The sequence below is a fragment of the Mucilaginibacter sp. 5C4 genome (assembly GCF_034345625.1).
Lineage (GTDB): Bacteria > Bacteroidota > Bacteroidia > Sphingobacteriales > Sphingobacteriaceae > Mucilaginibacter > Mucilaginibacter aurantiaciroseus.
In genome coordinates, this window is the sequence record NZ_CP133775.1 from 2,536,834 (window position 1) to 2,559,975 (window position 23,142).

Sequence of the window (23,142 nt, forward strand, 5' to 3'; positions counted from 1 at the left end):
CACCTAATCAACCACTTACTATGCACTACCTTTTGCGGCTTCCACCTCAAAAACCGAATCTATCAGCAGGTCTTTTTGTTTGCCGGCGGCTACAGCAAGTTGGTCGCAACGTTCGTTTTCAGGGTGGCCGTTATGGCCGCGTACCCATACAAATTTAACGTTTTGCACTTTGGCAATATTCAGGTAACGCATCCAAAGATCCTTGTTTTTTTTGCCGACAAAACCCTTAATAACCCAGCCGTGTACCCAGCGTTTTTCTATCGCATCTATAACGTATTTAGAGTCGGAGAAGATGGTAACAGATTGGTTGGGTGATTTGATAGCCTCCAGCCCGGTGATAACAGCAAGCAGCTCCATACGGTTGTTGGTAGTTTTACGAAACCCGGCGCTCAGCTCCTTGTAATGCTGGCCCGACCTCATAATAACCCCATAACCACCCGGGCCGGGGTTACCACTTGATGAACCGTCTGTAAAAATTTCTATCATTTGTTAGTTAATGGTTGATGGTTCATTAGATCATAGCCTGAACCATTAAGTTCAAGCCTCAAAAGTATAAAACTTTATGATACCACAACGGCAAAGCAGCTGCTATGAACTATTATCTATTAACCCTTTTTACTTTCAAACGCAGCGAATTACCTATTACAATAACATCTGAAAATGCCATGGCCAATGCACCAACCATTGGGTTTAAAAAGCCAAGCGCGGCAACGGGTATCGCCACAATATTATAGGCAAAAGCCCAAAAAAGATTTTGCTTAATGGTAAGCAAAGTATGCCTGCTGATCTGTAAAAATTTCACTACAGATTGCAGATCGGTATTCAGCAAAATTACTTTTGCTGATTGAATAGCTATCTGGCTAGCATCGTTCATAGATACGCCCACATCTGCCTGAGTTAGGGCAGGGGCATCGTTTATGCCATCGCCTATCATAATGGTTTTACCTTTTTTGCGGTACATATCAACCAATTTCAGCTTGTCATCAGGCAGCATTTCGGGATGAACCTCATCAATACCCAAAGCGGATGCCACAACTGCGCAACGTGTTTTTTTATCGCCACTCACCAATACCGGGATAATGCCGTCCTTTTTTAACAGGGCTATTAAATTGGCGGCATCTGGCTTAATGGTATCATCAACCGCTATTTGCGCCATGCGTACCTGGTTGCGGTATAGCGTTAAATTGAAATTATCAAGTGTTTTATGCCTGGCTGTACCCAAGAAGTAATTGTTGCCTTCTACATCTTCGGCACGCATACCCAAGCCTTTTTCCTCTTTGGCGTTACGCAATATTACTTTTTGCTGTGGCAGCGATTGCAACTCGGCTACCATCGATTTCGCGATAGGGTGATTAGAACGCTCTTCAATAGCCATAATTACTCCGCGGATCTGCTCTATGGTAAAACCTTCCTCAGATTTAATTTGATGGATACTGAATTTACCCGTTGTAAGCGTGCCTGTTTTATCAAACAGCACATATTTGGTATTGGCTACAGCTTCGATAGTATCGCCACCTTTTATCAGGATACCATTTTTAGCGGCACGGCCTAAACCCACCATAACAGCAGTCGGCGTAGCCAAACCCATAGCGCATGGGCAGGAAATAACCAGTACCGCTATAGCATGTAGCATAGATTGTTGCAGGCCGGCATCGGTAGCGAAGTAAGTTATCACAAAAGTCGCTATTGCTATCAATATCACTACCGGCACAAATATCGAGGCCACTTTATCGCCCAGTTTTTGAACAGGAGGCTTGGCGGCCTGCGCTTTTTTCATAAGGTCGATGATCTGCGACAGCTTGCTGTTAGAACCGACCTTGGTAGCCATAATGCGGATGTTGCCCTGTTGCAGGATAGTACCGCCGATAACTTTATCATACTTGGTTTTAGCAACCGGGATGCTCTCGCCGGTTATCATGGCTTCATTTATCAATGCATCGCCAGATATTATCTCGCCATCCACGGGTACCTGGTCGCCTTCATTAACCAACAGGGTATCGCCCGATAAAACATCTTTAGCGGTTATTACTTCAACGCCGCCGTTAATAACGCGGTTGGCATTCACCTGCTGAAATTTCATCAGGTCTTTTACTGCCGATGTAGTTTGGTTAACCGAGCGTTTCTCAAAAACATTGCCCAATAAAACCAGCGTGATAATGGTAGCGCAGGTTTCATAGAATAGGTAATGCTCGCCAAGGTTTTCTACTGTGCCCACCAGGCTGTAAATAAAGGCCGAGGTTGAGCCGACGAAGATCAGCACATCCATATTGGGTACACCGTTCTTTAACGAACTGTAGGCGCTTTTACCAAAGTGCAGGCACCCAACCGCAAACACGGGCAGGCAAAGTATAAGCTGTACTATCGGGTTATGCAGAAAATGCCACGGGAACACCATGTGCAGCAGGAGTGGGGCGGTAAAAAAAGCGCAGAAGATGAATTTATTCTCCACCTTTTCGAAAAACGGGGTTGGCTGGATGTTTTCTTCATCAACAACTTTAAAGCCCAGGCCTTCGATATCTTTAATGATCTGGGGCAGGATAGATTTATCGGTAGTACTAAATTTCACCTCTTCGGACGCGAAACTAACCAGCACATCATGCAAGCCTTTCTTCTCCAATAACTTATGGATACTCATTGCGCAATTATTGCAATGCATACCGGTAACATTCAACTTCACTAATTGCTCTGCCATAGCTACAAAAATAACTTAAGGGCCTGTTAAACAGGTAAGCAAAGTGTAATTTTAAAAAATGCTTTGCAAATTGGGTTTAGATTTCTATTTTTGCAGCCTCCAATACGGTAGATGTAGCTCAGTTGGTTAGAGCATCGGTTTGTGGTACCGAGGGTCGTGGGTTCGAGCCCCATCATTTACCCTTTTTTATCTCTACTAGAGATAAAAAGCCAAATATCTAATAATTAACAGATTAGATATTTGGCTTCTCTATTATAATCCTAAAAGTACTTGTAAACTATATCAACGTATTTTACACTCAAAGATCTACTGTTACAAATATCTTATAAGATTTTCGGAGCGCTCATAAATATTCCACTGTCAAACTAGTAATGGATTAGGGCTCCAATTGTTGATAAGACGATTGCAATTGACTATAATTCCAAGCCCCTGGCGTTTAGCTGGCCATATCTCTGGCTGATTAAACCTGCTTCTTTCCTAATGAGGTTAATAATAGGCTGGTAGCATTAATACTTCAATATTGTTCGAGTCAGAATAGCTTTTACGACACATAATTTGCACCAATTTAACACACACGCAATTGCTACTGCAGACTTACTTTTTTAATAGTAATGTGCAATACATAGTACCTTATAATGTATATTTGTGGGATTCCAATTTTTCATTACTTATGAGAACTCCGAAGTTTGCTGCAGTTTTTTTTCTTTTATTGATTGGAGTAACAAAACTCAGGTCCCAGTCATTAGGTACACAACCAACAAATAGCTATAAAAATGCGGCTACTATAACGTATGACCTAATCCATACTGTGTTGGATGTTAGTTTTGATTTCCATCAAAGATCATTGATAGGAAAAGAATGGATAACCCTAACACCGCATTTTTATCCGGCAGATACGATAAAGTTGGATGCAAAGGGAATGAAAATCAATGCAGTCAGTATTATTAAAAATAAGAAATTACTCCCGTTGCGATATACTTATGACAGTTTGTATCTTAATATTAAGTTAGATCGTTCATACAATAAGGGGCAAAAAATAACTTTGTTTATAAGTTATAAAACCTTGCCCGACGTTGTTTTAGCAAAAGGAGAGCATGCTTTACATTTCATTAACCCGGACGATCTGAAAAATGGCAAGCCAACGCAAATCTGGAACAACGGAGAACCGGAAAATAATTCCTCATGGTTCCCGACCATCGATAAGCCAAATCAAAAGACAACCCAAGATATATCACTCACTGTGCCGACTAAGTACACAACACTTTCTAACGGCGCTTTAAGATCTCAAAAGATAAATAAAGACGGTACTCGAACAGACAGATGGGTAATGGACCTACCGCATTCTCCTTATCTGTTTATGCTGGCCGTAGGGACGTTTAGTATCATAAAGGATACTTGGCATGGAAAAGAGGTGAATTATTACCTTGATCCGCCTTATGCCAAAAATGCCAGATCTATATTTTTGAATACAGTTGAGGCAATTGATTATTTTTCTAAGCTTACCGGTATACCTTATCCGTGGAATAAATACAGCCAAATTAAATTGCACGATTACAGCGGAGCAATGGAAAATACCACAGCGACAGCTTTCGGCGAAAACGGACAAAACAGTCTTAGAGAATTAGCGGACAGGAATTACGACTCCGGGAATATACATGAATTGTTTCACCAATGGTTTGGAGACTATGTAACCGCGGAAAGTTGGGCCAATATTTCATTGAATGAGTCTTTTGCCGACTTGGGTGAGATTTTATGGGCTGAACACAAGTATGGCGCTGATGTTGCCGACGACCATTTACAGGTAGGTTTGAAAGGATATTTAGTCAATGCGGATGGTTGGAAAAAACCGCTTGTTAGATATTATTACGGTAATGAGCAAGAAGTTTTTGACGGAATTAGTTATCAGAAAGGTGGGCGGATTTTGAATATGCTGCGTCATTATATTGGAAATAATGCTTTTTATAAAGGCGTGCATATTTATTTAAAAACGTATGCTTTCAAAAACGCTGAGGTAGGACAATTAAGGTTAGCTATGGAGGAAGCGAGCGGCCTTGATCTTAATTGGTTTTTTGATCAGTGGTTTTTTGGAGCAGGGCATCCGGTGCTAACTATAAATTATGTTTGGGATGAATCGTTAAAAACAGAACATGTTTACATTCAACAAATGCAGGAAGGCAAATCTTTTGTACTACCAGTAGCCATTGATATCTATGCAGACGGCAAAACCGAACGGCATCGGGTTTGGTTACGTGGCACAGCTGACACTCTTTCTTATAAACTTAACCATAAACCAGATTTGGTAAATGTAGATGCTGAGAAAATACTCGTGGCCGCCAAAACGGATAATAAAACCTTAAAGGAATTTGCTTTTCAATATTTGAATGCCTCGTTATTTATGGATCGTTATGAAGCTATCGACGCTGCTGCTGTACAGCAGAGCGATCCTTATGCCCAGTCAATTTTAAATGCGGCACTAAAAGATAAATATTACGGCATCCGGATGAAGGCCATTATGGCGCTCGATCTTAAAAATAATGACCTTAAAATTTTGACTTTACCTGCCTTAGTTGAAATTGCCACTAATGAAAAGAATAATCTTACCCGTGCCGAAGGTATTAACAAGTTAGGAACCTTAAATGATCATAGCTACGAATCGCTATTCCGGGACGCTATGCAAAGTTCTTCGTATGCTGTCCAGGGTGCTGCTTTAAGCGCTCTGGGTGAGATAAACAAAGATCTTCAATTTAAATTGGCAAAGAAATATGAAGGGGATTGTAAAGGCAAATTAAAGGAAACAATCCTTGATATTTTTACAAGATCAGGAAAGGATCACGAATGGAACTTTGTATATCACAGCTACGCAGATGGAGATTCGCCCGAGCAATATACCTTTACAAGGCAATTTGCCGATTTTATTTCGCGAGTTGATAATTCGCTTTATGTACAGCAGGGAATATCAGCAATTAAAGCCTTGGTGATTGATGAGAGAAAATTTGGAATTGCCCCACGTATTATTGGCATCCTTAATCAAATCAGAGTTCAGCGCAGCAAATTAAATGATGCTGCAAGTGTTAAAGTAATTGATGACGCGATCACGGAAATAAGCGCTAAAACTAAAGTTTATTAGAAGACATATCAAAAACTGGTTAGTACTCAAGATGATTGTCTTTAATTGCAGTTTAACTAACAAATTGATAAGATCAGACATACGTATAACAACAACATAGAATATCCATAGTAGAGATGCTAATTACTCTACTATGATGTTACTTTTTATGATTTAAGCATTGAGCAAATCACCCGAAAAACACGAATTATGGTCTTTAAGAAGAGCATCGTATTCCTTGATTTTTTTTGGTAAATCGGCCAATCGCTTCAAATCAGCGATAAACTTTGAAGATATTTGTACCGTTAGGCACCCCTTATGGGGCAAGGTCTTTAAAAATAGATTTTTGCCCCATTTTTTTTGCCTGTAACTCTTTGTTCTTCAGGTAGATTAATTGGGCACCCTCATTCATTTTGAGAGTTCGACACCCCACCCCATCGAAGGTCAGTTTTTCAGGGTACAACATCCCTACTAGGTATCTTTTACCCTGTATCGTAGCATCATCATACAATTTATCCAGCAATTCAAGGCTTTTTATAGCTGCTTCAGCTATAGGCCTGATGTCTAAAAACGTAGAATTTTGTACCATTACCTCATTCAGTTTGGCTTCCAGTCGCGTAATTTTTTCATTGCATTCTTCTTTGATCCGGCGAAACTCAGCCAATTCTATTTCATCCAGCAACAGTAAATCCCTAGCTTTATCAGTACGTAGGGTCAGTTCATTGATTTGATGAATCAAATCCTTGCGTTCTCCACGAACAGAACTGGTTTGATTATTATAGCAGTCGGTGACCGTTTCGACAAATAATTCTGAATAGCCTTTACGTGGCAAAAATTGGGTTAATTCTTCCATAAATGCGCTGTTTACCAGTCCTGCGGGATAACGTAGCCCACATACAGACCGGCAATAGTAATAGACACGATAGGTCGTTTTTCCTTTTGATGCGCTGCCGGTAAGCATCCGGTGACATTTTGGGTACTTTAAAAAGTTACGTAACTGCAATTCATCCGGCGTGGCAATTGGCAGTCCATATTCTCGTTTTCTACCAACAAAGTCCATATTCTCGTTTTCTACCAACAATAGTAAACAGCGCATAAACTTAGAGATCAAAAATATCGGCGTGGGCAATGCGATCATCCCGGTCAACATTACTGTGTTTGATCAACAGGATTCCATGATCGGCTTATATGCACCTGAAGCGGTGATCACGGACGCGATCAGCGGCGGTGCCGATAATGCTTTGCAAAATATGCAGTTTGTCGGGGGAATGGATCAGTCTTTGGGTTTGCAAGCGGCCGGTGCCGTATCACGGCCGCTAAGGGGCTATTCAGTAAAAAGGTACAGCGCATCAAAGTCAAGCTGGATAATGGCCGGGCGATCCTACTGCGCGACAATACTAAAAAGTATAACCATTAACATATTCAATATGAACAGAACAAATTTAGAAAACTTATGGACGGAACTCAAAGGCCTGAAATTTGATGACAAGTATATTAAACAAATGGAGGAAATGATGGCCAAAGGCTTACCGTCATTCGAGTTAAAAGGCCTGTTTCCGATGGATAAAGGATAAATGGACGTAACCATGCACTTTAAAAAGTCGGGGCAGTCAGATTATTATTTGGTTTCGCCTGGTGATAAGGATAAAACACTAGTACGTAAGTTTGACAGCCCAACCGAGGCTGTTGAATTCTTTAAATCACAAACGGGGAAATCAGAATTGGCCATAGGTAAACACACCGGTAAGGATTTGCAGTTCCGGGACACGGTGGCGACTATGGCCGATGGTAAGGTTGATTATGTTACTATTTTATTTAAAAAAAATATTTGCGTAACCCATAAGTTACCTGTATGTTTGCGTAACTTAAAAGTTACGCATTATGATAGAAATTATTAAACATCAATTTTTCTTCCCTCATCCGGCTGAGACGGTTTGGGAATACCTAACTAAACCTGAGCTAATGGAGCAATGGCTTATGAAAAATAATTTCCAGCCCATCATAGGACTTGACTTCCAATTCAAAACAAATCCAATACCATCTCTAAATTTTGACGGAATCTTCTACTGCAAAGTATTAGAGGTAGTTCCATATAGAAAACTTTCTTATTCATGGAAGAGTGGCCCAGGTGAGGGCAAGATTACGCTTGATTCAGTAGTTATATGGAAACTGGAACAAAAGGATAAAGGCACGGAGCTATTCTTAGAGCATAGCGGGTTCTCGAAAACTGAAAACTTGAACATGTTCAATGCTTTGACTGATGGCTGGCTAAAAAATATGTACATAATTGCTGAACTCATAAACACTGCAAAACATGGCAACACCAACGCTTGACGCATTCCAGGTGATCGGCGATCCTAGTAGGAGAAAGATGCTGATGCTGCTCTCAGCTGATAGTTTGACAATCAATGGCCTGGCAGATAATTTTGGGATGAGCCGTCCCGCTGTTTCAAAGCATATTAAAATATTGGAGACAGCCGGGTTTATTTCGATTCAAAATATGGGGCGGGAACGGTATTGTACGCTAAAACAAGATGGTTTCAAGGAGTTGCAGAATTGGATCTCTTACTTCGACGAGTTCTGGACATTGAAACTGAAAAACTTAGAAACCTTATTAAATAATAAATTACCTAACTAAAAATTAACAAATGACAACATCAGATTTTAACACTACGTTTTCGGTAGATCAAACTCCGAATACAGTATTCAATGCCATAAATAATGTTCGCGGATGGTGGTCAGAAAATATCGAAGGCGGTACAAACCAAATCAACGATGAGTTTATTTACCAGGTAAAGGACTTGCACAAATGTACAATGAAATTAATTGAAGTTATACCAGACAAAAAAGTCATATGGCTGGTTCTGGACAACTATTTTAATTTTACGGAAGATAAAACGGAGTGGATTGGTACAAAAATCGAGTTTGATATCTCCGAAAAGGACAACAAGACGCAAGTTCATTTTACACATTGGGGCCTGGTTCCGGCATATGAATGTTATCATATTTGCTTTAATGCCTGGAGCGGGTATATCAACAATAGTTTGCGTAGCCTGATCACTACAGGTAAAGGCCAGCCGAATCACAAGGATGATGTTAACGTGTAAATAAAACAGGAGCATAATTGCAATATTTATTTATAAATATTGCAATTATTGTTCAGTCGTTTAGGGAAGCTATCTGCAAAGGTACGATCCTGTTAATACCAAAAATTATAAATAGAACACACCCTCCATTGTAATAACCGAAGAACCGCTTATCCATATGCCATCGCTGGTTACTTTAACATATATTGAAGAGGGCTGGTTTAATTCCACACCTTGAAGAATCTGGTAGTCCATGTTCTTTGAATAAACCCCTTTTTGTTCAAAAAACCAGCTAACGGTTAGGAGACATATCAAAACTAATTAGAACTCAAGACGATTGTCTTTAATTGCAATTTAAATAACAAACTGATAATCAGGTACAAGTAGAGCAAAAGCATAAAACATCCATAGTAGAGCTGCCAATTACTCTACTATGGATGTTACTTTTTATGATTTAAGTGTTAAACAAATCACCCGAAAAACATCTTTTTGCTCGTCTAATACTTATCGGTTCTTTACTGATCATTTTAGTCGCATCATAAAGCTCCTTAACCGATGCTGCAAATACCCTCGTGTTCTTACTAAAGGCTCCGGTTGTAGCAGTAGCGCCAAAATTTTCTTTATCGAAAGCAGTACTTGAAATTAGCACCACTAATAGTGTGAATATAGATAAAAATGTAAGCGACTTTTTTTTAATTTATCCACATACAATGGGATTGCTGATCCCGGAGCCAGATCGCTAACTCCGGGATCAATTCCTTAGTTAAGGTTACTTTTTAAATTGAAAAACCAATAATTTAAATGAACCCGGCACGGGGCTTTTGCCCCCTTGCTGGTAATCGGAAACCGGAAAATAGATTTGATGGGTCGCAGCGTCTATTGCCATTGTTTTTGCACGAGGTTGTGTAGTTAACGTTTGCAGTATTGTATAGTTATCAGCACTGTTTTGTTGAAATACATTAGCCGTGCCATCACCATTAGAGGCTATTACCAGTTTATTAACCGGATCATAAACTACTGCGTCCACTCCTGCACCAATTGGAAGTGTTTGTATGATTTTACCATTATTGGCATTAATTACGCTCATACCTTTATTTTCACGACAAACCGTAAACAACCGGTGATTAATTTTGTCCAAAGCCAAGCCAGTTGGCCCGCCGCATGGATCAAGCGGAAAGCTTTTTATTACCTTCAATGTTTTCGTATTGATAACAGCCAGGCGACTTTTATCTTCCAGATTGGTAAATATCAGGCCTTTGCCGTCAGATACTGCAAATTCTGGTGCCCCGCCCGCATCTATAGCGCCAACTTCTGTTAAATCCTGCGGATCTATTACCGCTACAGAACTACTGTGACCTTCAAACGCAAAAATCTTTTTTGAGAATGAATCATAAATAATGCCATCAGGGTTTTTGCCGGTCACAGGGATGGTTTTAATGATCTTTAATGTATTTATATCGAAGGCAATAATTGCGTTAGCCTTACCATCACTTATAAAACCTCTATTTAAATCGTTCGCTATAGCGATACCATGAACTCCCTGCATACTGTCGATTACGCCAATTGTTTTGCCGCTTTCCAGATCTACAACATTTACAATCGTGCCATGGGAAGCATACAAATGGCGGTTGATCTGGTCTATATAAACATAATCATTACTACCGTCCCCAGACAGTGGTATTGTTTTTTCCAATATGTATTGAGGACTTTGCGCAAAAACATTTACGGAACTGATTCCGATACAGAACGCAACACTTAAGAGACGGTAATATATATTTTTCATGAGCATAATTTAAATGTTTAATGTTTAGTTATTAATGCTGGTTGCCTTTTCCATCAGATGTATAGGCGCCCAAGTCGAGGTTATACTTGGGATTGCCTGCACTGAAAGCCGGTGAACTGTTCTTTAAGCGAAAATCATAATTGTTTGGGAAACCGTTTGGTGCTGCTACGGTGCCGTCAAAATTGACAAATAATGGGTCCTTATCGCCTATTTTTTTAGAGATAAGGTCTGAAATCTGTGGTTTACCCGCGGCCCCTGCGGGATAAAAATTATCACGGATGTTGATTTTTTGTGTAGGGACTACCAGGTCAGCATAGGTATCTACTGTTGCATAAAATAAGTTGTTACCATAGGTGGTTTTTGTTATGTCGCCGTCTGTAAATAGCTCGATGCCATGATAGCAGTTCACGATGATATTGTTGTAAATATGGCCAATGGCATTAACGCCTACAGAAACTGCCCGGCCAGGTTCTGCAGACCCCCTTCGCCAGCCATTAGATATAAGCGTGTTATTGTAAACATCAACTTCTGTTTGTGGAAAGGGTATTTTGGAGCTGGTCTCCAGTTTAATACCGGAACCTGCCTGACTAAAGATAACATTATAGGCTACCACGCCCTTAACGCCCGTTTTCAAGTTTATACCTTCACCGTCCGTACTGCCCGATGAACTGATTGTATTTCTTAAGATAGTAACCGTAGCACCGTTACTAATAGCCATTAAATCGTCCTGCCCATTGGTAAACCAGGAATCTTCGATATCTACGTTGATAGCTTTTTTTACTTTAAGTGATCCCCGGGCTTCGCCTTTTGCATCCGGGCCGCCGGTGTTGTCGATATGCGTCCATTTAATGGTGATCGCTTGAGCTGTATCACATTGCAGGCCGCCCCAGGTACCCGGTTTATTACTGTCTGAGTTAAATAAGATGGGCTGATCTTTTGAACCAATTAACATTAAAGCCCCCTGCACATTTATTTGGGCATTATTTTTTACTATCACTATAGTGCCTGGCTGTGCAGACAGCGTGTCTCCCTTTTTTATAGTTATATCGGCCGTAACGGTATAGGTTTGGCCTGTTACCAACGTCCCTTTTACAAACCCGCTGATATTACCCTGCGATATTGGGCTGGAGGTAGGTATTTTTATTTCATTAAAAGTGGTTAACTCGGCTTTTTGACAGGCGCTGAACGTAGCAGCCAGCAGCAAATTTGCTGCAAGTATATAGCTGTATTTTAATTTCATTCTCTTATTTAGTTTAAAGTGCATAACGGAAACCAATATTGAAACTCACATTATAAATATCCTTTGACTGGATGAGATCGTTGATCTTCACTGTTGTAGGTGTGTTAAGTATGTTGTTGACTTTGGTGGTCAGCGTAAAGTGCTTGCTTACCTGTTTCTCGCCCGAAAGTGCCAGGAATGACTGCGGCTGCTGGTAATAATCGTAACCGTAGTTACTGTACACCAAGGTCAGTGTACGGCTACTATAGGTATAAGCTAATTGAACAAAGGCTTTTTGCTTGTCGTTTTTATAAAGCAATGATAAGTTCACTACATTGCCGGTTTGCCCTTGTAGTGGCCTGCTTTGCAGCTTAGGGACCGAAGTGGTTACGCCGCTGGCATCAGTAGATGTATAAATTTTTGTAGTATTTATATTAGAATAAGTGTAGGTATAATTACCTGATACACCAAGATTGCCAAAGTATTTGCTGTAAACTACTTCGGCTCCTGCAACTTTTGCTGTACCAAAGTTTTGAGGTGTAGTACTCAGCTGGCCATTATTTGAACCATTTAAAGCAAATTCTATAGGGTTAACGATGTTTTTGTAAAAAACGCCTATAAAGAGTTGCTCTTCCTTTCTCGGAAAAAGTTCATATCGCAGGTCATAGTTGTCTGCTTTAGTGTGTTGCACTAAGGGGTTACCGGTTACATCAGTGCTTTGACCAAGTGTTGGGGTAGGTACAAGCTCATATAATGCAGGGCGAGAAATAGATTTAAAATACGAAGCCCGTAAATTTGAGGTTTCCGTAAGCTTATATTTTAATTGCAAACTCGGTAAAATGTCTGCGTATGTTTTTTTTGCGTTACTCCTAATATCTAATACAACCGGGTGAGTGTCATAACCTTGCTCAGTATCTTCTACACGAACACCGCCTAATACATCAAGCTTATTCAATGTAAGTTTAAATTCACCGTAACCAGCTGTGATGTTTTCATAGGCCGTATAATTGGCCTTATCGCTAGCCAGTGAGCCGGTAACATTGTAAACTATCCAATCTGCTGAGTATATATCAGTGAATGGGCTTTTCACACCATTTGCTGTTGCAGTAGGCCGTAGTGAATATTCGTTCTGAAGATTATAGCGCGTGGTGTGCCTGTACAATCCCCCGGCCTTTAACTCCAAGGAATTATTGATGCCAATTCCCGTTTTATATCCCAAATTAGCAATTGCACTCAGGTCCTTATTACCATTTTTTTGCCAAATGCGAGATACATTATTAAAGTAATCAGGCGTACTGGTAAAATCAGGATTTACTAAATGATTATATGAAATATCAGCCCGATCAGGCGAAACTTGTGAGGCATTCGAATAAACCCCCGCCCAGTCAAACAGGAAATGTGGAGATAACACATGTTTACCTGATAGTTTGAGATTTTCTACATATTGATTTTGTAGCGTAGAACGGTTGTCATTAAACACCGTACCGGTACCGGGCCCAACCCGCCCGCCATTTCCACCTAAAATAGATGTATCAATACTTAAACGGCTTTGAACAAGGCGGGTGTAAAGGAATACATTGTCGAGACTTAACTTATTATTGTCATCAAACTTATAGTCTAGATGGCCGGATAAACCATTATTCATTTGCTGGGTGGAGTAAGTACGGTTAGCTACATCAGAAATAACCGGCTGAAAACCTTTACCCGGCCTTGTATCCAACTGAGCGTTATTAAATTGTGAATTGGTGCCATAATACTGGTTTTGATAGCTATCCCCAATAATAAAACCTAATTTATTGTTAAAGAAACGACGGCCATAGGTAAAGCCCAACAAAGAAGTAGGCGGGGCGTTCTTTTGAGTAAAATCCAGGTTGGCCCTCGAAAAATAACCCGGCGGGGCTAAGTAAGCCGGGCCGAACCTTTGAACAGGGCTTTTACTTTGAACAGCACCCTGATTAAAGTTGTCATATTTTCGGTTGAAAAAAAGCCCGCTGTAACCGATAGAACCATTAACCTTAAAATATTCGTACTGCGGAGCATCTTTAAATACCAAATTAACAGTGCCGCCAATTGCATCTCCATCCATTTCTGGGGTTAAAGATTTGCTAACCTCTATATTTTCTAACAAATCCGAGGGTACTATGCTCAGTGATATAAACCGCGACACAGGGTCAGGGCTGGTCACCTTCACCCCGTTAATCAGCGTATTGTTGTAACGTGGCTCCATACCCCTGATAATGGCATAGGCATCGTCAGAACCGCTATTGCGCTGTATAGTTACTCCAGAAACTCGGGATAAAGCGTTTGCCGCATTGATATCCGGCGACCGTACCATAGCCTGTGCCGAAATGACATTAGTGATGTTATCTGCGTTTTTTTCTGAGCGGCGCGAGGAAGCTTCTGATTCTTTGTTTGCTTTGCCATAAACCCGCACCAGTTTAAGCGATTGTGCTTTTTCGACAAGTGGAATGTTTAACACTTGATTGCCGGAGATTTGTATTTTTTTTTCGTATTCGGTGTATCCGATATACTTTACCTTTAATTTATTCTGACCCGGATTGATACCGTTTATCGCATAATAACCAAAGGCATCTGTTATAGCCCCTCCCTTTATATCGTCAAAGTGTACATAAGCACCAGTCAGAGGCTCTTTTGTTGTCTCATCAACAACCTGGCCCTTTACCGTAAATTGTTGACCATAAGAAAAAGAAGCTGTAAAAAGAAGTAGCGAAATAAGGTAAATTATTTTCTTCATAAAGTATTTTTTTACAAAGCACCCCGCTAAATCTGTAGAAAAATTGAATAACTAATGAAAATTAAAATATTAACACATTGATAATCAGAAATTAATAAACAAAGGTCTTTATATAGATTATTGTGCTGAATTGGGTAAAAATTTAATTTTAGTTTAACGTAACACGAAGGCTATATACTAAATTCATCCAGTACGAGCAGCTGTATCCTTTCCAGTAAAGTAAGTTCCTTGATATACAAGCCGGCTGCCTTAGCCATCTTCAGTTTAACGATTTTGCCTTAGACATTCTGGCATAAAATACCCGTTAGCCAAACACACAGGCCTGATGGCCAATAGCGGAAGCCACATAGCTTTTACCGATTCCGGGGCTACCCGTAACCAGTATAGACATTAATTTATCATACTTATTTTTTCAGGGTAAAGTGATCTACCGGTTCCCCTCAATGGTTTATAATACTAAAACATTTAGTTGGCTTTACTATTCATTCGAAAGGAAAAAGTAATATAAAGTATAGAATAAGGCGTCTATCAATTGAACCTCAATTCCAGTTTAAAACGTAAATTCCCTTGCACATGTACTGTCCGGATGCGGTGGAGGTTATAAAATGGGGTATTCCACATTTTTAGTATAATAAAGATAACTTGTGTGTGATGGCGTCTTATAAAAGTCATTGCTCTTTCACATTCCTGAAAGACGAAATAATGAGCGATCCGCGTCTAAAAGCAAACAAAGGTTTGAAACCCATCCAAAAGTTTCTGGGAAAGGTCAATAAGCTAGGAAATCTGCCGCCGGACGAGGGATTTACATCTATGCTTGATGAAGCCATGCAGTTAAATGAGAAAGGCATCAAAATAAAACGTAAGATGCCTGTAAATGATAAACCCAAGGTACTTGAGACACCTGATTACCTATTGACCGCTTTAATTGTTAATCCGAAAGCAAAGGATATTTTTGAAAATAAGTCTAATTCGTTCCGCAGGGAGTACATTATTTGGATCAGCGATGCTAGGACTGACGAAACGCGTCAAAAAAGGATAAGTGAAGCTTTGGAATGGATAGGAGAAGGAAAAGGTAGATTTTGGAAGCATCAGAAATAACGGCTATATTGGATAAAACACATCAAAATGCCCCCTTTTGGCCAGTTCAAAAAGGTACCCTTTGCCAGTTGAAAGCCTTATCCCCTCAACCTCATATTATCGGCAATAATTCGTTCTATCAATTGGCTGTGCGATGAACTGTCGTCTGATACATTTACATCAATTGCGCCGTAGTTATTTAGCGCGTCGGCCGCTTCCTGTGCTTCGCGGGTTGATTGGGCATGAACGGTTACAACAGAGCCGTTACGTGCTAATGATGCAAAGTGTTCTGCTTTATTATCATCATCCACTAATTGGCTAAAAAAGTTGCCTATATGGTCGTGCTCATCAGGTTGGCCACCGTGTGTGTGTACATCCACATTTTCGCTTGTTAAACCATTAGCTAATAAATAAGAGCTTACTTCACCAGCAAGTTCTGCACTTTCAAAAATTCCAATTACTGTTATCATAGCTATTAAATAAAACTCGGGCTATAATTGTTTTATGCCATCTGTATGTATTAATTAGCCATATGTTTTTTATAAATAAGAAGAATAGCTAATATTGCGTTGTATTTACTTATGATAAAGATCTTCGTCGGCGGTTTCCCGCTTGATATTACCGAACTGGAACTGGTGCAGCTAATTAGCTGGCACGGTGCTGTTAGCACCATTAAAATTGTGCGCGATAAAAAAACACGTATTTGTAAAGGCTATGCCTTTGTAGAAATGGAAGATCGTATAGGTGCAGAAAATGCTGTAATTGCATTAGATGGCACCATGCTGCAAGGCCGCGAACTTACCCTGAATATCACCGAAGACCAGCCTGTAAAGAAAGCACCAAGCCCAAGGCCTTATACTAAACCATCCGCACCCGCTGATACGGCAGATCGCCCTAAGCGCCCCCGTAGATTATCCTCGTAATTTATGTCAAACATAAATTGTATTTCGCCGTTCAGTGTTAAGCAACTGTTATCGAATCGTTTAATATTATAATAGTTATCTGTTGAAAAAAGTACTTTTTTTAGGTTTGTGGTTTATTGCTTTTGGTGCGGGTGTGCAAACCGTACTGCCGATAATGGTGGATTAAAGCTTTTAGTTGCCGAAGGCGAATCGGTAGCAGGGGAGATCCTGGAGATAGGTAACACCAATAGCCGTTATAAATTCCCTTTAGGTGCCCGTGGTTTTGTAGAGGCCCGGAACTTCCATGCGCCTGTCCATTATTGCGCCATAGGTAAGGGGCATATCACCTCAAAAATTAAAAAACCGGGCCAAATATTAAAGATAGATACGGTTAAGGTTCGCTAAGCAGGCTTTATAATTTTAGCTTAGCACAAGTTTAAAAATGAAGAATTTTCTTAAAATATTAAAGATAGATGAATACTCGCTAACGCCTTATTACAGGCAGTTATGTAACTGTATTTTGCAGGGGATAGACGAAAAACTGATTGACGAGAACGATATCCTGCCATCAATCAATGATCTTAGTATCGCGCTTGATATTTCAAGAAATATTGTAACCAAATCATATAACACACTGAAAAAGAGCGGTATAATAAGTTCGGTACATGGCAAGGGTTACTATGTTTCAAACGTAAACCTCGACAGGCCGGTGAAGGTGCTACTGCTATTTAACAAACTTAGCAGCCATAAAAAGATCATGTATGATACCTTTGCCGAAGCGCTTGGAAATCAGGCGTCCATCGATTTTTATATCTATAATAACAGCTTTAACTTTTTCAAAAAAATACTGTTAGAAAAACAGGATAGCTACGACAAAGTAGTGGTTGTACCGCATTTTATCGATAAAATAGATAACGCCCACGAGGTGATCAACCAAATTCCTAAAGATAAGCTGATACTGCTTGGCAAACTGGTAGAAGGGGTTGAGGGCGATTTTGGCGCGGTTTATGAAGATTTTGAGAACGATATCTTTAATGCCTTAGAACAATTGCTGCCTCAAATAAAACGATACCATTCGTGTACTATTGTTTTCCCAAAAAATAGCTATTTCCCGGTTGATATCCTGATAGGGTTCCTTAGCTTTTGTAAGCAATACAACTGCGAATACGACATTCTATCCGATCTGAACAATCAAAAGATCAGAAAAGACACGCTATACATCACCCTTACCGAAGATGATCTGGTAGCCCTTATAAACCTATTGTTGCTTCAAAATCTGAAACTGAAGGAAGATGTCGGGCTGATATCTTACAATGAAACACCGCTTAAAAAATTCATCCTCAATGGCATCACCACCATATCTACCGATTTTGAATTTATGGGCAAGCACGCCGCCCAACTGGTTCTGAACAGCACCCACAGCCACATCAAAGTACCTTTTAATACCATTATCAGGGAATCGATATAGCTTTAATTGCTTACAAAGGTTTGAAACTTTAAAGTGCGTTTTGGTTCGGCTTTAAATGTTTTGGCACCATCTGTGCTTAATGATGCCCCACCACCAAGGTAAGGTGCGAAGTCGCTATAAGCAAATCCATAGCAGCCTTTAGTCGATGTCGATTTAAGCACAAACACATATCGTCCGCCTTTTACAACCCACAAATCAGGCTTAACAACGAAGTTTTTAGCCGACCAGCCAATTCTATCCGCAGAAATGTTGTGAACGCTTAACGCTTTGCCAACCGGTTGTTTAAGGTTATTGGCTTTGTAAAGCTCAACCACGAGATCAGCATCCGGATAATTATTTTTAAAGACGGTTATATTCAGCTTAGTAAGTTTTCCCGAGCGTTTAGCCGTAAAGGATTGCGCCCTTGCCGTATCGTTTTTAATATCGCCTTTTAAGCTAAAGTCAGTTTGGCCAGAGGTAACATCTAATCCTTTCGGCAAAGGCGCCGTACCTGCTTTCGGCATTTTATACGCTTCAAAACACTTTAACGCATTAATAGAACCATCTGCCGCGAATGTTAAAGGTGCCCAGTAAAAATTGGCAAGCGCTTCGTTTTTGGCGGCCTTGTTCCAAAGGTCGCTGCCGTATAGGTAAACGGTCTCCGAATTTATTTTGATGGTGGATACAAAGGATGGTTGCCCGCCGCAGGAGTTATCGCTTATCTTAGTCGCCTTTGACCATGGGCCAAGCGGCGACGGCGCTGTACGATAGGATGTACCCGTACCCGAGCAATACCCACAATTAGGGTCGGAATACACCACGTAATAAATACCCTTACGTTTAAACAGCCCCGGTGCTTCTGTTTCCCCTTCGGTAATTCCTTTTACAAATTCGCCGGTACCAGTCAGGTAATCGGCGCTTAATTTTTCAATCACGATGGTGCCTTTTGTGCGCCAATCGGTAAAGGCCAGGTATGCTGTGCCATCGTCATCAATAAAAGTATCATGGTCGCCGTTGTTGAGGCCGGCAACAGGCATGTCAGTATTCACGGCTAAATGTGGCTCTGCAACCTCGTTAAAAGGGCCCACAGGCGTTTTGCTGGTAAACACGCGGTAACCAACGCGGTTATCATAAACGTTTATCCACAGCACGTATAATTTAGTTTTTTGGTTATAAATCACATGCGGGCGAAAGCAGCCGTAAGTTTTGCCGTCGCAGCGGGTTTGCCAAACGGTTGTTGTGGCATCAAACAGGTATCCGCGATCCGTCCAGTTGTTCATATGCTTGGACGAATAAACCTTAAACCCGCAGAATGGCGCGCCTTTGTTTCCCCACTGAAAGCCGCAATCGTAGCTGGTGCCATAGAGGTAGTAGGTGCCGTCGAAATATCCGATCTCACCGTCGTGCGCGTCAACAGCGTTTCCAACGGTACTGAAGCGCGTTATCTGCCCGCCGTTCTTATTAAAGTTTTTTATCTGCGCGAGGGCAGTGTTTGCAGTTAAAGCAAGATAAGCAAAGCCCAAAAGCAGAGCGGCGATTTTTTTTTCGGGAAGGTTGTTCATAATTGGCTTATTACAAAACAAACCTAATTAAAAGCGATTTTTTAATGATACACTTTTTGATATATAAGATGTTAAAATTGATACCGTCGGTATTATTTGCGCAGTAAACCAAGCAGGTCGGCTTTGGAAAACGATTGCAGGAACGAAGTATCCGTTTTGATAAGGTCTTTAACAAGCTGTTGTTTAGCAACCTGCATCTCCATAATTTTCTCCTCAACTGTATTAGGGCATATCAACCTTACCGCTACCACATTATTGTTTTGGCCAATGCGGTGCGAGCGGTCTATAGCTTGGTTCTCTACCGCAGGGTTCCACCATGGGTCAACCAGGTAAACGTAATCGGCTTCGGTTAGGTTGAGGCCAACGCCACCTGCTTTAAGGCTGATGAGGAATACCCTGATTCCGGGGTTGTTTTGGAAATTATTTACGGTTGCTTCGCGGTTACGGCTGCTGCCGGTTAACCAACTATACTTGATGTTACGTGCAATCAATTCCTTTTTGATCAACTCCAGCATGGTCACAAACTGCGAGAACACCAGGATCTTATGCTGTGGCGATTTGCTTTCTATCTGCTCTATAAGTATATCGATCTTAGCCGATTCGCCGCCCGGTGGCTTATCGCCGGTAAGCAACATGGGCGAATCGCAGATCTGGCGCAAGCGGGTGAGGCCTTTCAACACATTCATCGGGCTGCGTTTTAGCACATCATCGGTAGTGGCTGAGATGTATTCCCTAAACTCTTTCTCATAAGCATCATAGATGCCGCTCTGCTGTGGCTGCATTTCGCAGTACAACACCATTTCGGTTTTTTCGGGAAGTTCTTCGGCTACCTGCTGCTTGGTACGCCTTAAAATGAATGGTTTTATTTTAGTCTGTAATTCAGCCGCACGCTTGTTGCTCTTGAATTTATCGATAGGCACCGCGTAAATATCTTTAAAGTATTGCTTGGTGCCCAGCAAACCCGGGCAAGCGAATGATAGCTGCCCGTACAGGTCAAAGGTGTTATTCTCAATAGGCGTACCTGTAATAACAATGCGGTTGCGTGTTTTAAGCAATCGCACAGCTTTATATCGTTGTGAATCCGGGTTTTTAATGGCCTGAGATTCATCCAGAAAAATATAATTGAAACGATAGCTTTTCAGGAAATTTACATCGGTTAGCAAAGTACCGTAGGAGGTAAGGATCACCTCGAAAGTATCAAATTCGTCGGTGTTCTTGATGCGGTCGGCACCGTAAGTGGTGTGGATACGGATGGATGGGGCAAACTTTTTCAGCTCCATTTGCCAGTTGAATATCAGAGACGTGGGCACAACCAGCAGGTTGGTGTTATGCTTTACTTTATCGCGTTGCGATAGTATAAAAGCGATAATCTGCAAGGTTTTACCAAGCCCCATATCATCGGCCAGGCATCCGCCAAAGTTAAGGTCATCCAATAAGTTAAGCCAGTTTAAGCCTTGGTGCTGGTAGGGGCGCAGCGTCCCTGTAAAATCGGGCGATATGGGAACTTCTTGCAACGCATCAAAATCCATTACCTTTAGCTGCAGGTTTTGAATATCGATTTTAGCTTCCTCATCCAGCATAGTGTCGTCAAAAAGCTCGGATACGGTCTGGAAGTTTGTTTTGGGGATCTGCAGCATATCATCTACTATCTCGCCAGAGTTAAAGTATTCGGCAAATTTCTCTATCCATTCGGCAGGGAGGATGCCCATAGTGCCATCGTCCAGCTGTACGTACTTGCTTTTATTGCGCACGGCTTTGTTCACCTGTTTCAGGGCGGCACGTTTGCGGCCAAAGCGTACATTAACTTCAGTATTGAACCAGTTGATGCCGCTCAACACCCTGATGGTGATGTTCACCTTGTTGGGGTTAAGCTTATTGCCTTCCAATTCGTTAAAGCCTAAAACGGTAATGTTATTGGCTTTCCAATCCTCAAATACATTCAGGAACCAATCCTCCTGCAAAAAATAGCGCTTGTGCAGGTAAAAGTAGGGCAGGTCGTCGCCCTCCAACTGTTCCGGGAACCATGGGTGCTGTTTGATGAGCAGGGCGGTAAAAGCCAGTTCGGCTTCTTCATTGCGGTCAACCAAAAACTCTTTGCCTTTAGCATCCTTGCCATAGATCATGCGCTTAGTGCGCACCGGGATCTCGGCCTCGCCATAACGCATCACGGGCAACAGCATCACGTGGCTGCCAAAATCCGACAGGTAGATGATCTGCTCGGTTTCCTTTGCGAAGCCCTGCTGCTGTAACTGCACGGGCGTAGCTGGCTTAACATGCTTGTAGGCGATTAATATATTATCCTCCAGCTTCGACAAAAACTCGCTTTTAAATTCCCCGAATTTTGATTGATGGACAAGCAGATTATCCGGCCTTTTTTTGAGCAGGTCTATCAACGCCAACACCTGCAGGTTATCTACCAGGTAAAGCGTGTCGTTTAATAATACAAAATAGTTAAAACGCAGATCGAGATATTTAAGCGGATGATCTGTTTTGCCGATCTTAACTGAGCCCAATATTTCAAAAAACTGCCCTTTACTGTCAACCGTTAACTTCACATCATGAGGGAGCAAGGCCATCTTAACCGGTACTACAGATGTAGCCGTAATATTTTCTGAGAGCGTATTATCGTGGTAGTAAAAAGGATAATCGGGTGTATTTTTAACGATGGCGCGCAGGGCTTTTATATCAGCCTCGGTGCGTTTTGAGTTGAGGTGGTTTTGGAATTTGTTGACGCCCGTATAAAACTTTAGGCGGTGGTTATCTTCCGTTTCCCAGATTAGGTCTAAGGGGTTTACGGCGGCCATCGGGTTCTTGATCTTGCCCTCTTTTGTGGTTTGGGCCAAGTACAATTCAATGAACAGGTACTGGTAATATTTATGCTGTTTGATAACTACACAAATCGTACGCTCATCGTCTTTAACCGGCTGATGTACAGATGGTATGATCAAATCATTTAAACTGGATAAGCTTTCTTTGGTAACCGGCATAAGCGAGGTGCTTACCGGGCTAACACTGATTACTTTATGCTGATAATCAAGCTTAAAATAGCGGTCAAGGTCGGGTTCCTTTTCCAACCCGTAATCATAAGCTGAGCGTTTTAATTTTTCGTGGCGAAGCTTATTATTGAAGAAAATGCCCAGCTCATCCCGGCGGGTAATGGCGCCCAAAACAAGCGACTGGTGCTCGCAAAGTTTGCCCGGTGGTGTATCACAATTGCAGGTGAATAATAAACCATCAGCTTGCTGCAAAACACCTACGGGCGGGAATATTCCGTTGGCTTGGTTGATGAATACCCCTTCGTTTACAGCAATATGCTTTGGGCTGATATCCTTGTATTGGTCGGCATCAGGATAAGCACCGGAAGCCGTATTTTTGGCAATAATAACCTCGGTGATATTTTGAAAGGAGATACCCCTCAAAATAAAAACACGGTCGGTTATATGGTTATCCTGTACGTTGCTCACCTAAATTTCGCCTTTGCCTAAGGTGTTAAATATCCTAAGAATAAAGTAG

19 protein-coding genes and 1 tRNA gene are annotated in these 23,142 nt (G+C 41.2%); 11 read left to right on the top strand and 9 right to left on the bottom strand.

All coding sequences use genetic code 11. The features are described 5' to 3' along the window. Window positions 1–18: 18 nt before the first annotated feature. Entirely contained in the window at window positions 19–486 is a 468-nt protein-coding gene (gene rnhA / locus RHM67_RS11915; protein WP_322226961.1) for a ribonuclease HI, read from the bottom strand. Window positions 487–598: 112 nt separating this feature from the next. Continuing rightward, a complete protein-coding gene (locus RHM67_RS11920; protein WP_322226962.1) occupies window positions 599–2,692 on the bottom strand; it encodes a cation-translocating P-type ATPase in 2,094 nt (697 codons plus the stop codon). 107 nt (window positions 2,693–2,799) lie between these two features. Between RHM67_RS11920 and RHM67_RS11925 the strand changes: the two genes are divergently transcribed. Both RHM67_RS11925 and RHM67_RS11930 read left to right on the top strand, forming a co-directional pair. After that, window positions 2,800–2,873: transfer RNA gene (locus tag RHM67_RS11925), tRNA-His, on the top strand. 489 nt (window positions 2,874–3,362) lie between these two features. Further along, window positions 3,363–5,819: a M1 family metallopeptidase gene (locus RHM67_RS11930; protein ID WP_322226963.1), complete on the top strand. Its 2,457-nt coding sequence runs from the start codon at window positions 3,363–3,365 to the stop codon at window positions 5,817–5,819. Between the two features lie 295 nt (window positions 5,820–6,114). Here RHM67_RS11930 and RHM67_RS11935 read toward each other — a convergent pair whose 3' ends face one another. Continuing rightward, on the bottom strand, window positions 6,115–6,858 hold the full coding sequence (locus RHM67_RS11935) for a hypothetical protein (protein ID WP_322232212.1): 744 nt from the start codon (window positions 6,856–6,858) through the stop codon (window positions 6,115–6,117). Here RHM67_RS11935 and traM point away from each other — a divergent pair. The 5 genes from traM to RHM67_RS11960 are packed head-to-tail and all read left to right on the top strand — an operon-like array spanning window position 6,812 to window position 8,905. Continuing rightward, window positions 6,812–7,372, top strand: coding sequence for a conjugative transposon protein TraM (gene traM / locus RHM67_RS11940; protein WP_322226964.1), 561 nt, complete (start codon window positions 6,812–6,814; stop codon window positions 7,370–7,372). The genes RHM67_RS11935 and traM overlap by 47 nt on opposite strands. After that, window positions 7,373–7,696 carry a hypothetical protein gene (locus RHM67_RS11945; RefSeq protein WP_322226965.1) on the top strand — a complete coding sequence of 108 codons (324 nt, stop codon included), beginning with the start codon at window positions 7,373–7,375 and terminating at the stop codon, window positions 7,694–7,696. Continuing rightward, a complete protein-coding gene (locus tag RHM67_RS11950) occupies window positions 7,680–8,132 on the top strand; it encodes an SRPBCC domain-containing protein (protein ID WP_322226966.1) in 453 nt (150 codons plus the stop codon). Before RHM67_RS11945 ends, RHM67_RS11950 begins: the two co-directional genes overlap by 17 nt. Beyond that, window positions 8,113–8,436 carry a metalloregulator ArsR/SmtB family transcription factor gene (locus RHM67_RS11955; RefSeq protein ID WP_322226967.1) on the top strand — a complete coding sequence of 108 codons (324 nt, stop codon included), beginning with the start codon at window positions 8,113–8,115 and terminating at the stop codon, window positions 8,434–8,436. Before RHM67_RS11950 ends, RHM67_RS11955 begins: the two co-directional genes overlap by 20 nt. Window positions 8,437–8,446: 10 nt before the next feature. Further along, window positions 8,447–8,905, top strand: coding sequence for an SRPBCC domain-containing protein (locus RHM67_RS11960; RefSeq protein WP_322226969.1), 459 nt, complete (start codon window positions 8,447–8,449; stop codon window positions 8,903–8,905). Between the two features lie 748 nt (window positions 8,906–9,653). On the opposite strand, the gene RHM67_RS11965 is transcribed toward RHM67_RS11960, so the two are convergent. Genes RHM67_RS11965 through RHM67_RS11975 form a run of 3 tightly spaced genes read right to left on the bottom strand, consistent with a single transcriptional unit; the run spans window position 9,654 to window position 14,641 of the window. Further along, window positions 9,654–10,667, bottom strand: a complete 1,014-nt coding sequence (locus RHM67_RS11965) for a hypothetical protein (RefSeq protein ID WP_322226970.1) — start codon at window positions 10,665–10,667, stop codon at window positions 9,654–9,656. 31 nt (window positions 10,668–10,698) lie between these two features. Beyond that, window positions 10,699–11,907, bottom strand: a complete 1,209-nt coding sequence (locus RHM67_RS11970; protein ID WP_322226971.1) for a right-handed parallel beta-helix repeat-containing protein — start codon at window positions 11,905–11,907, stop codon at window positions 10,699–10,701. 13 nt (window positions 11,908–11,920) lie between these two features. Then, on the bottom strand, window positions 11,921–14,641 hold the full coding sequence (locus RHM67_RS11975) for a TonB-dependent receptor (protein ID WP_322226973.1): 2,721 nt from the start codon (window positions 14,639–14,641) through the stop codon (window positions 11,921–11,923). A 702-nt stretch (window positions 14,642–15,343) separates the two neighbouring features. Here RHM67_RS11975 and RHM67_RS11980 point away from each other — a divergent pair. Continuing rightward, a complete protein-coding gene (locus tag RHM67_RS11980; RefSeq protein ID WP_322226975.1) occupies window positions 15,344–15,739 on the top strand; it encodes a YdeI/OmpD-associated family protein in 396 nt (131 codons plus the stop codon). 77 nt (window positions 15,740–15,816) lie between these two features. On the opposite strand, the gene RHM67_RS11985 is transcribed toward RHM67_RS11980, so the two are convergent. Further along, complete coding sequence (locus RHM67_RS11985) at window positions 15,817–16,188, bottom strand: hypothetical protein (protein ID WP_322226976.1); 372 nt, start codon at window positions 16,186–16,188, stop codon at window positions 15,817–15,819. A gap of 111 nt (window positions 16,189–16,299) precedes the next feature. Here RHM67_RS11985 and RHM67_RS11990 point away from each other — a divergent pair, with 111 nt between their 5' ends. From RHM67_RS11990 to RHM67_RS12000, 3 genes are all read left to right on the top strand, one after another. Then, window positions 16,300–16,641: an RNA-binding protein gene (locus tag RHM67_RS11990; protein WP_322226977.1), complete on the top strand. Its 342-nt coding sequence runs from the start codon at window positions 16,300–16,302 to the stop codon at window positions 16,639–16,641. Between the two features lie 108 nt (window positions 16,642–16,749). After that, complete coding sequence (locus tag RHM67_RS11995) at window positions 16,750–17,025, top strand: hypothetical protein (RefSeq protein ID WP_322226978.1); 276 nt, start codon at window positions 16,750–16,752, stop codon at window positions 17,023–17,025. Window positions 17,026–17,062: 37 nt separating this feature from the next. Then, on the top strand, window positions 17,063–18,088 hold the full coding sequence (locus RHM67_RS12000) for a GntR family transcriptional regulator (RefSeq protein ID WP_322226979.1): 1,026 nt from the start codon (window positions 17,063–17,065) through the stop codon (window positions 18,086–18,088). 2 nt (window positions 18,089–18,090) lie between these two features. On the opposite strand, the gene RHM67_RS12005 is transcribed toward RHM67_RS12000, so the two are convergent. Together RHM67_RS12005 and RHM67_RS12010 are read right to left on the bottom strand one after the other, a co-directional pair. Beyond that, complete coding sequence (locus RHM67_RS12005) at window positions 18,091–19,629, bottom strand: family 43 glycosylhydrolase (RefSeq protein WP_322226980.1); 1,539 nt, start codon at window positions 19,627–19,629, stop codon at window positions 18,091–18,093. Between the two features lie 92 nt (window positions 19,630–19,721). Beyond that, window positions 19,722–23,093, bottom strand: coding sequence for a DEAD/DEAH box helicase (locus RHM67_RS12010; protein ID WP_322226981.1), 3,372 nt, complete (start codon window positions 23,091–23,093; stop codon window positions 19,722–19,724). Window positions 23,094–23,142: the final 49 nt, after the last annotated feature.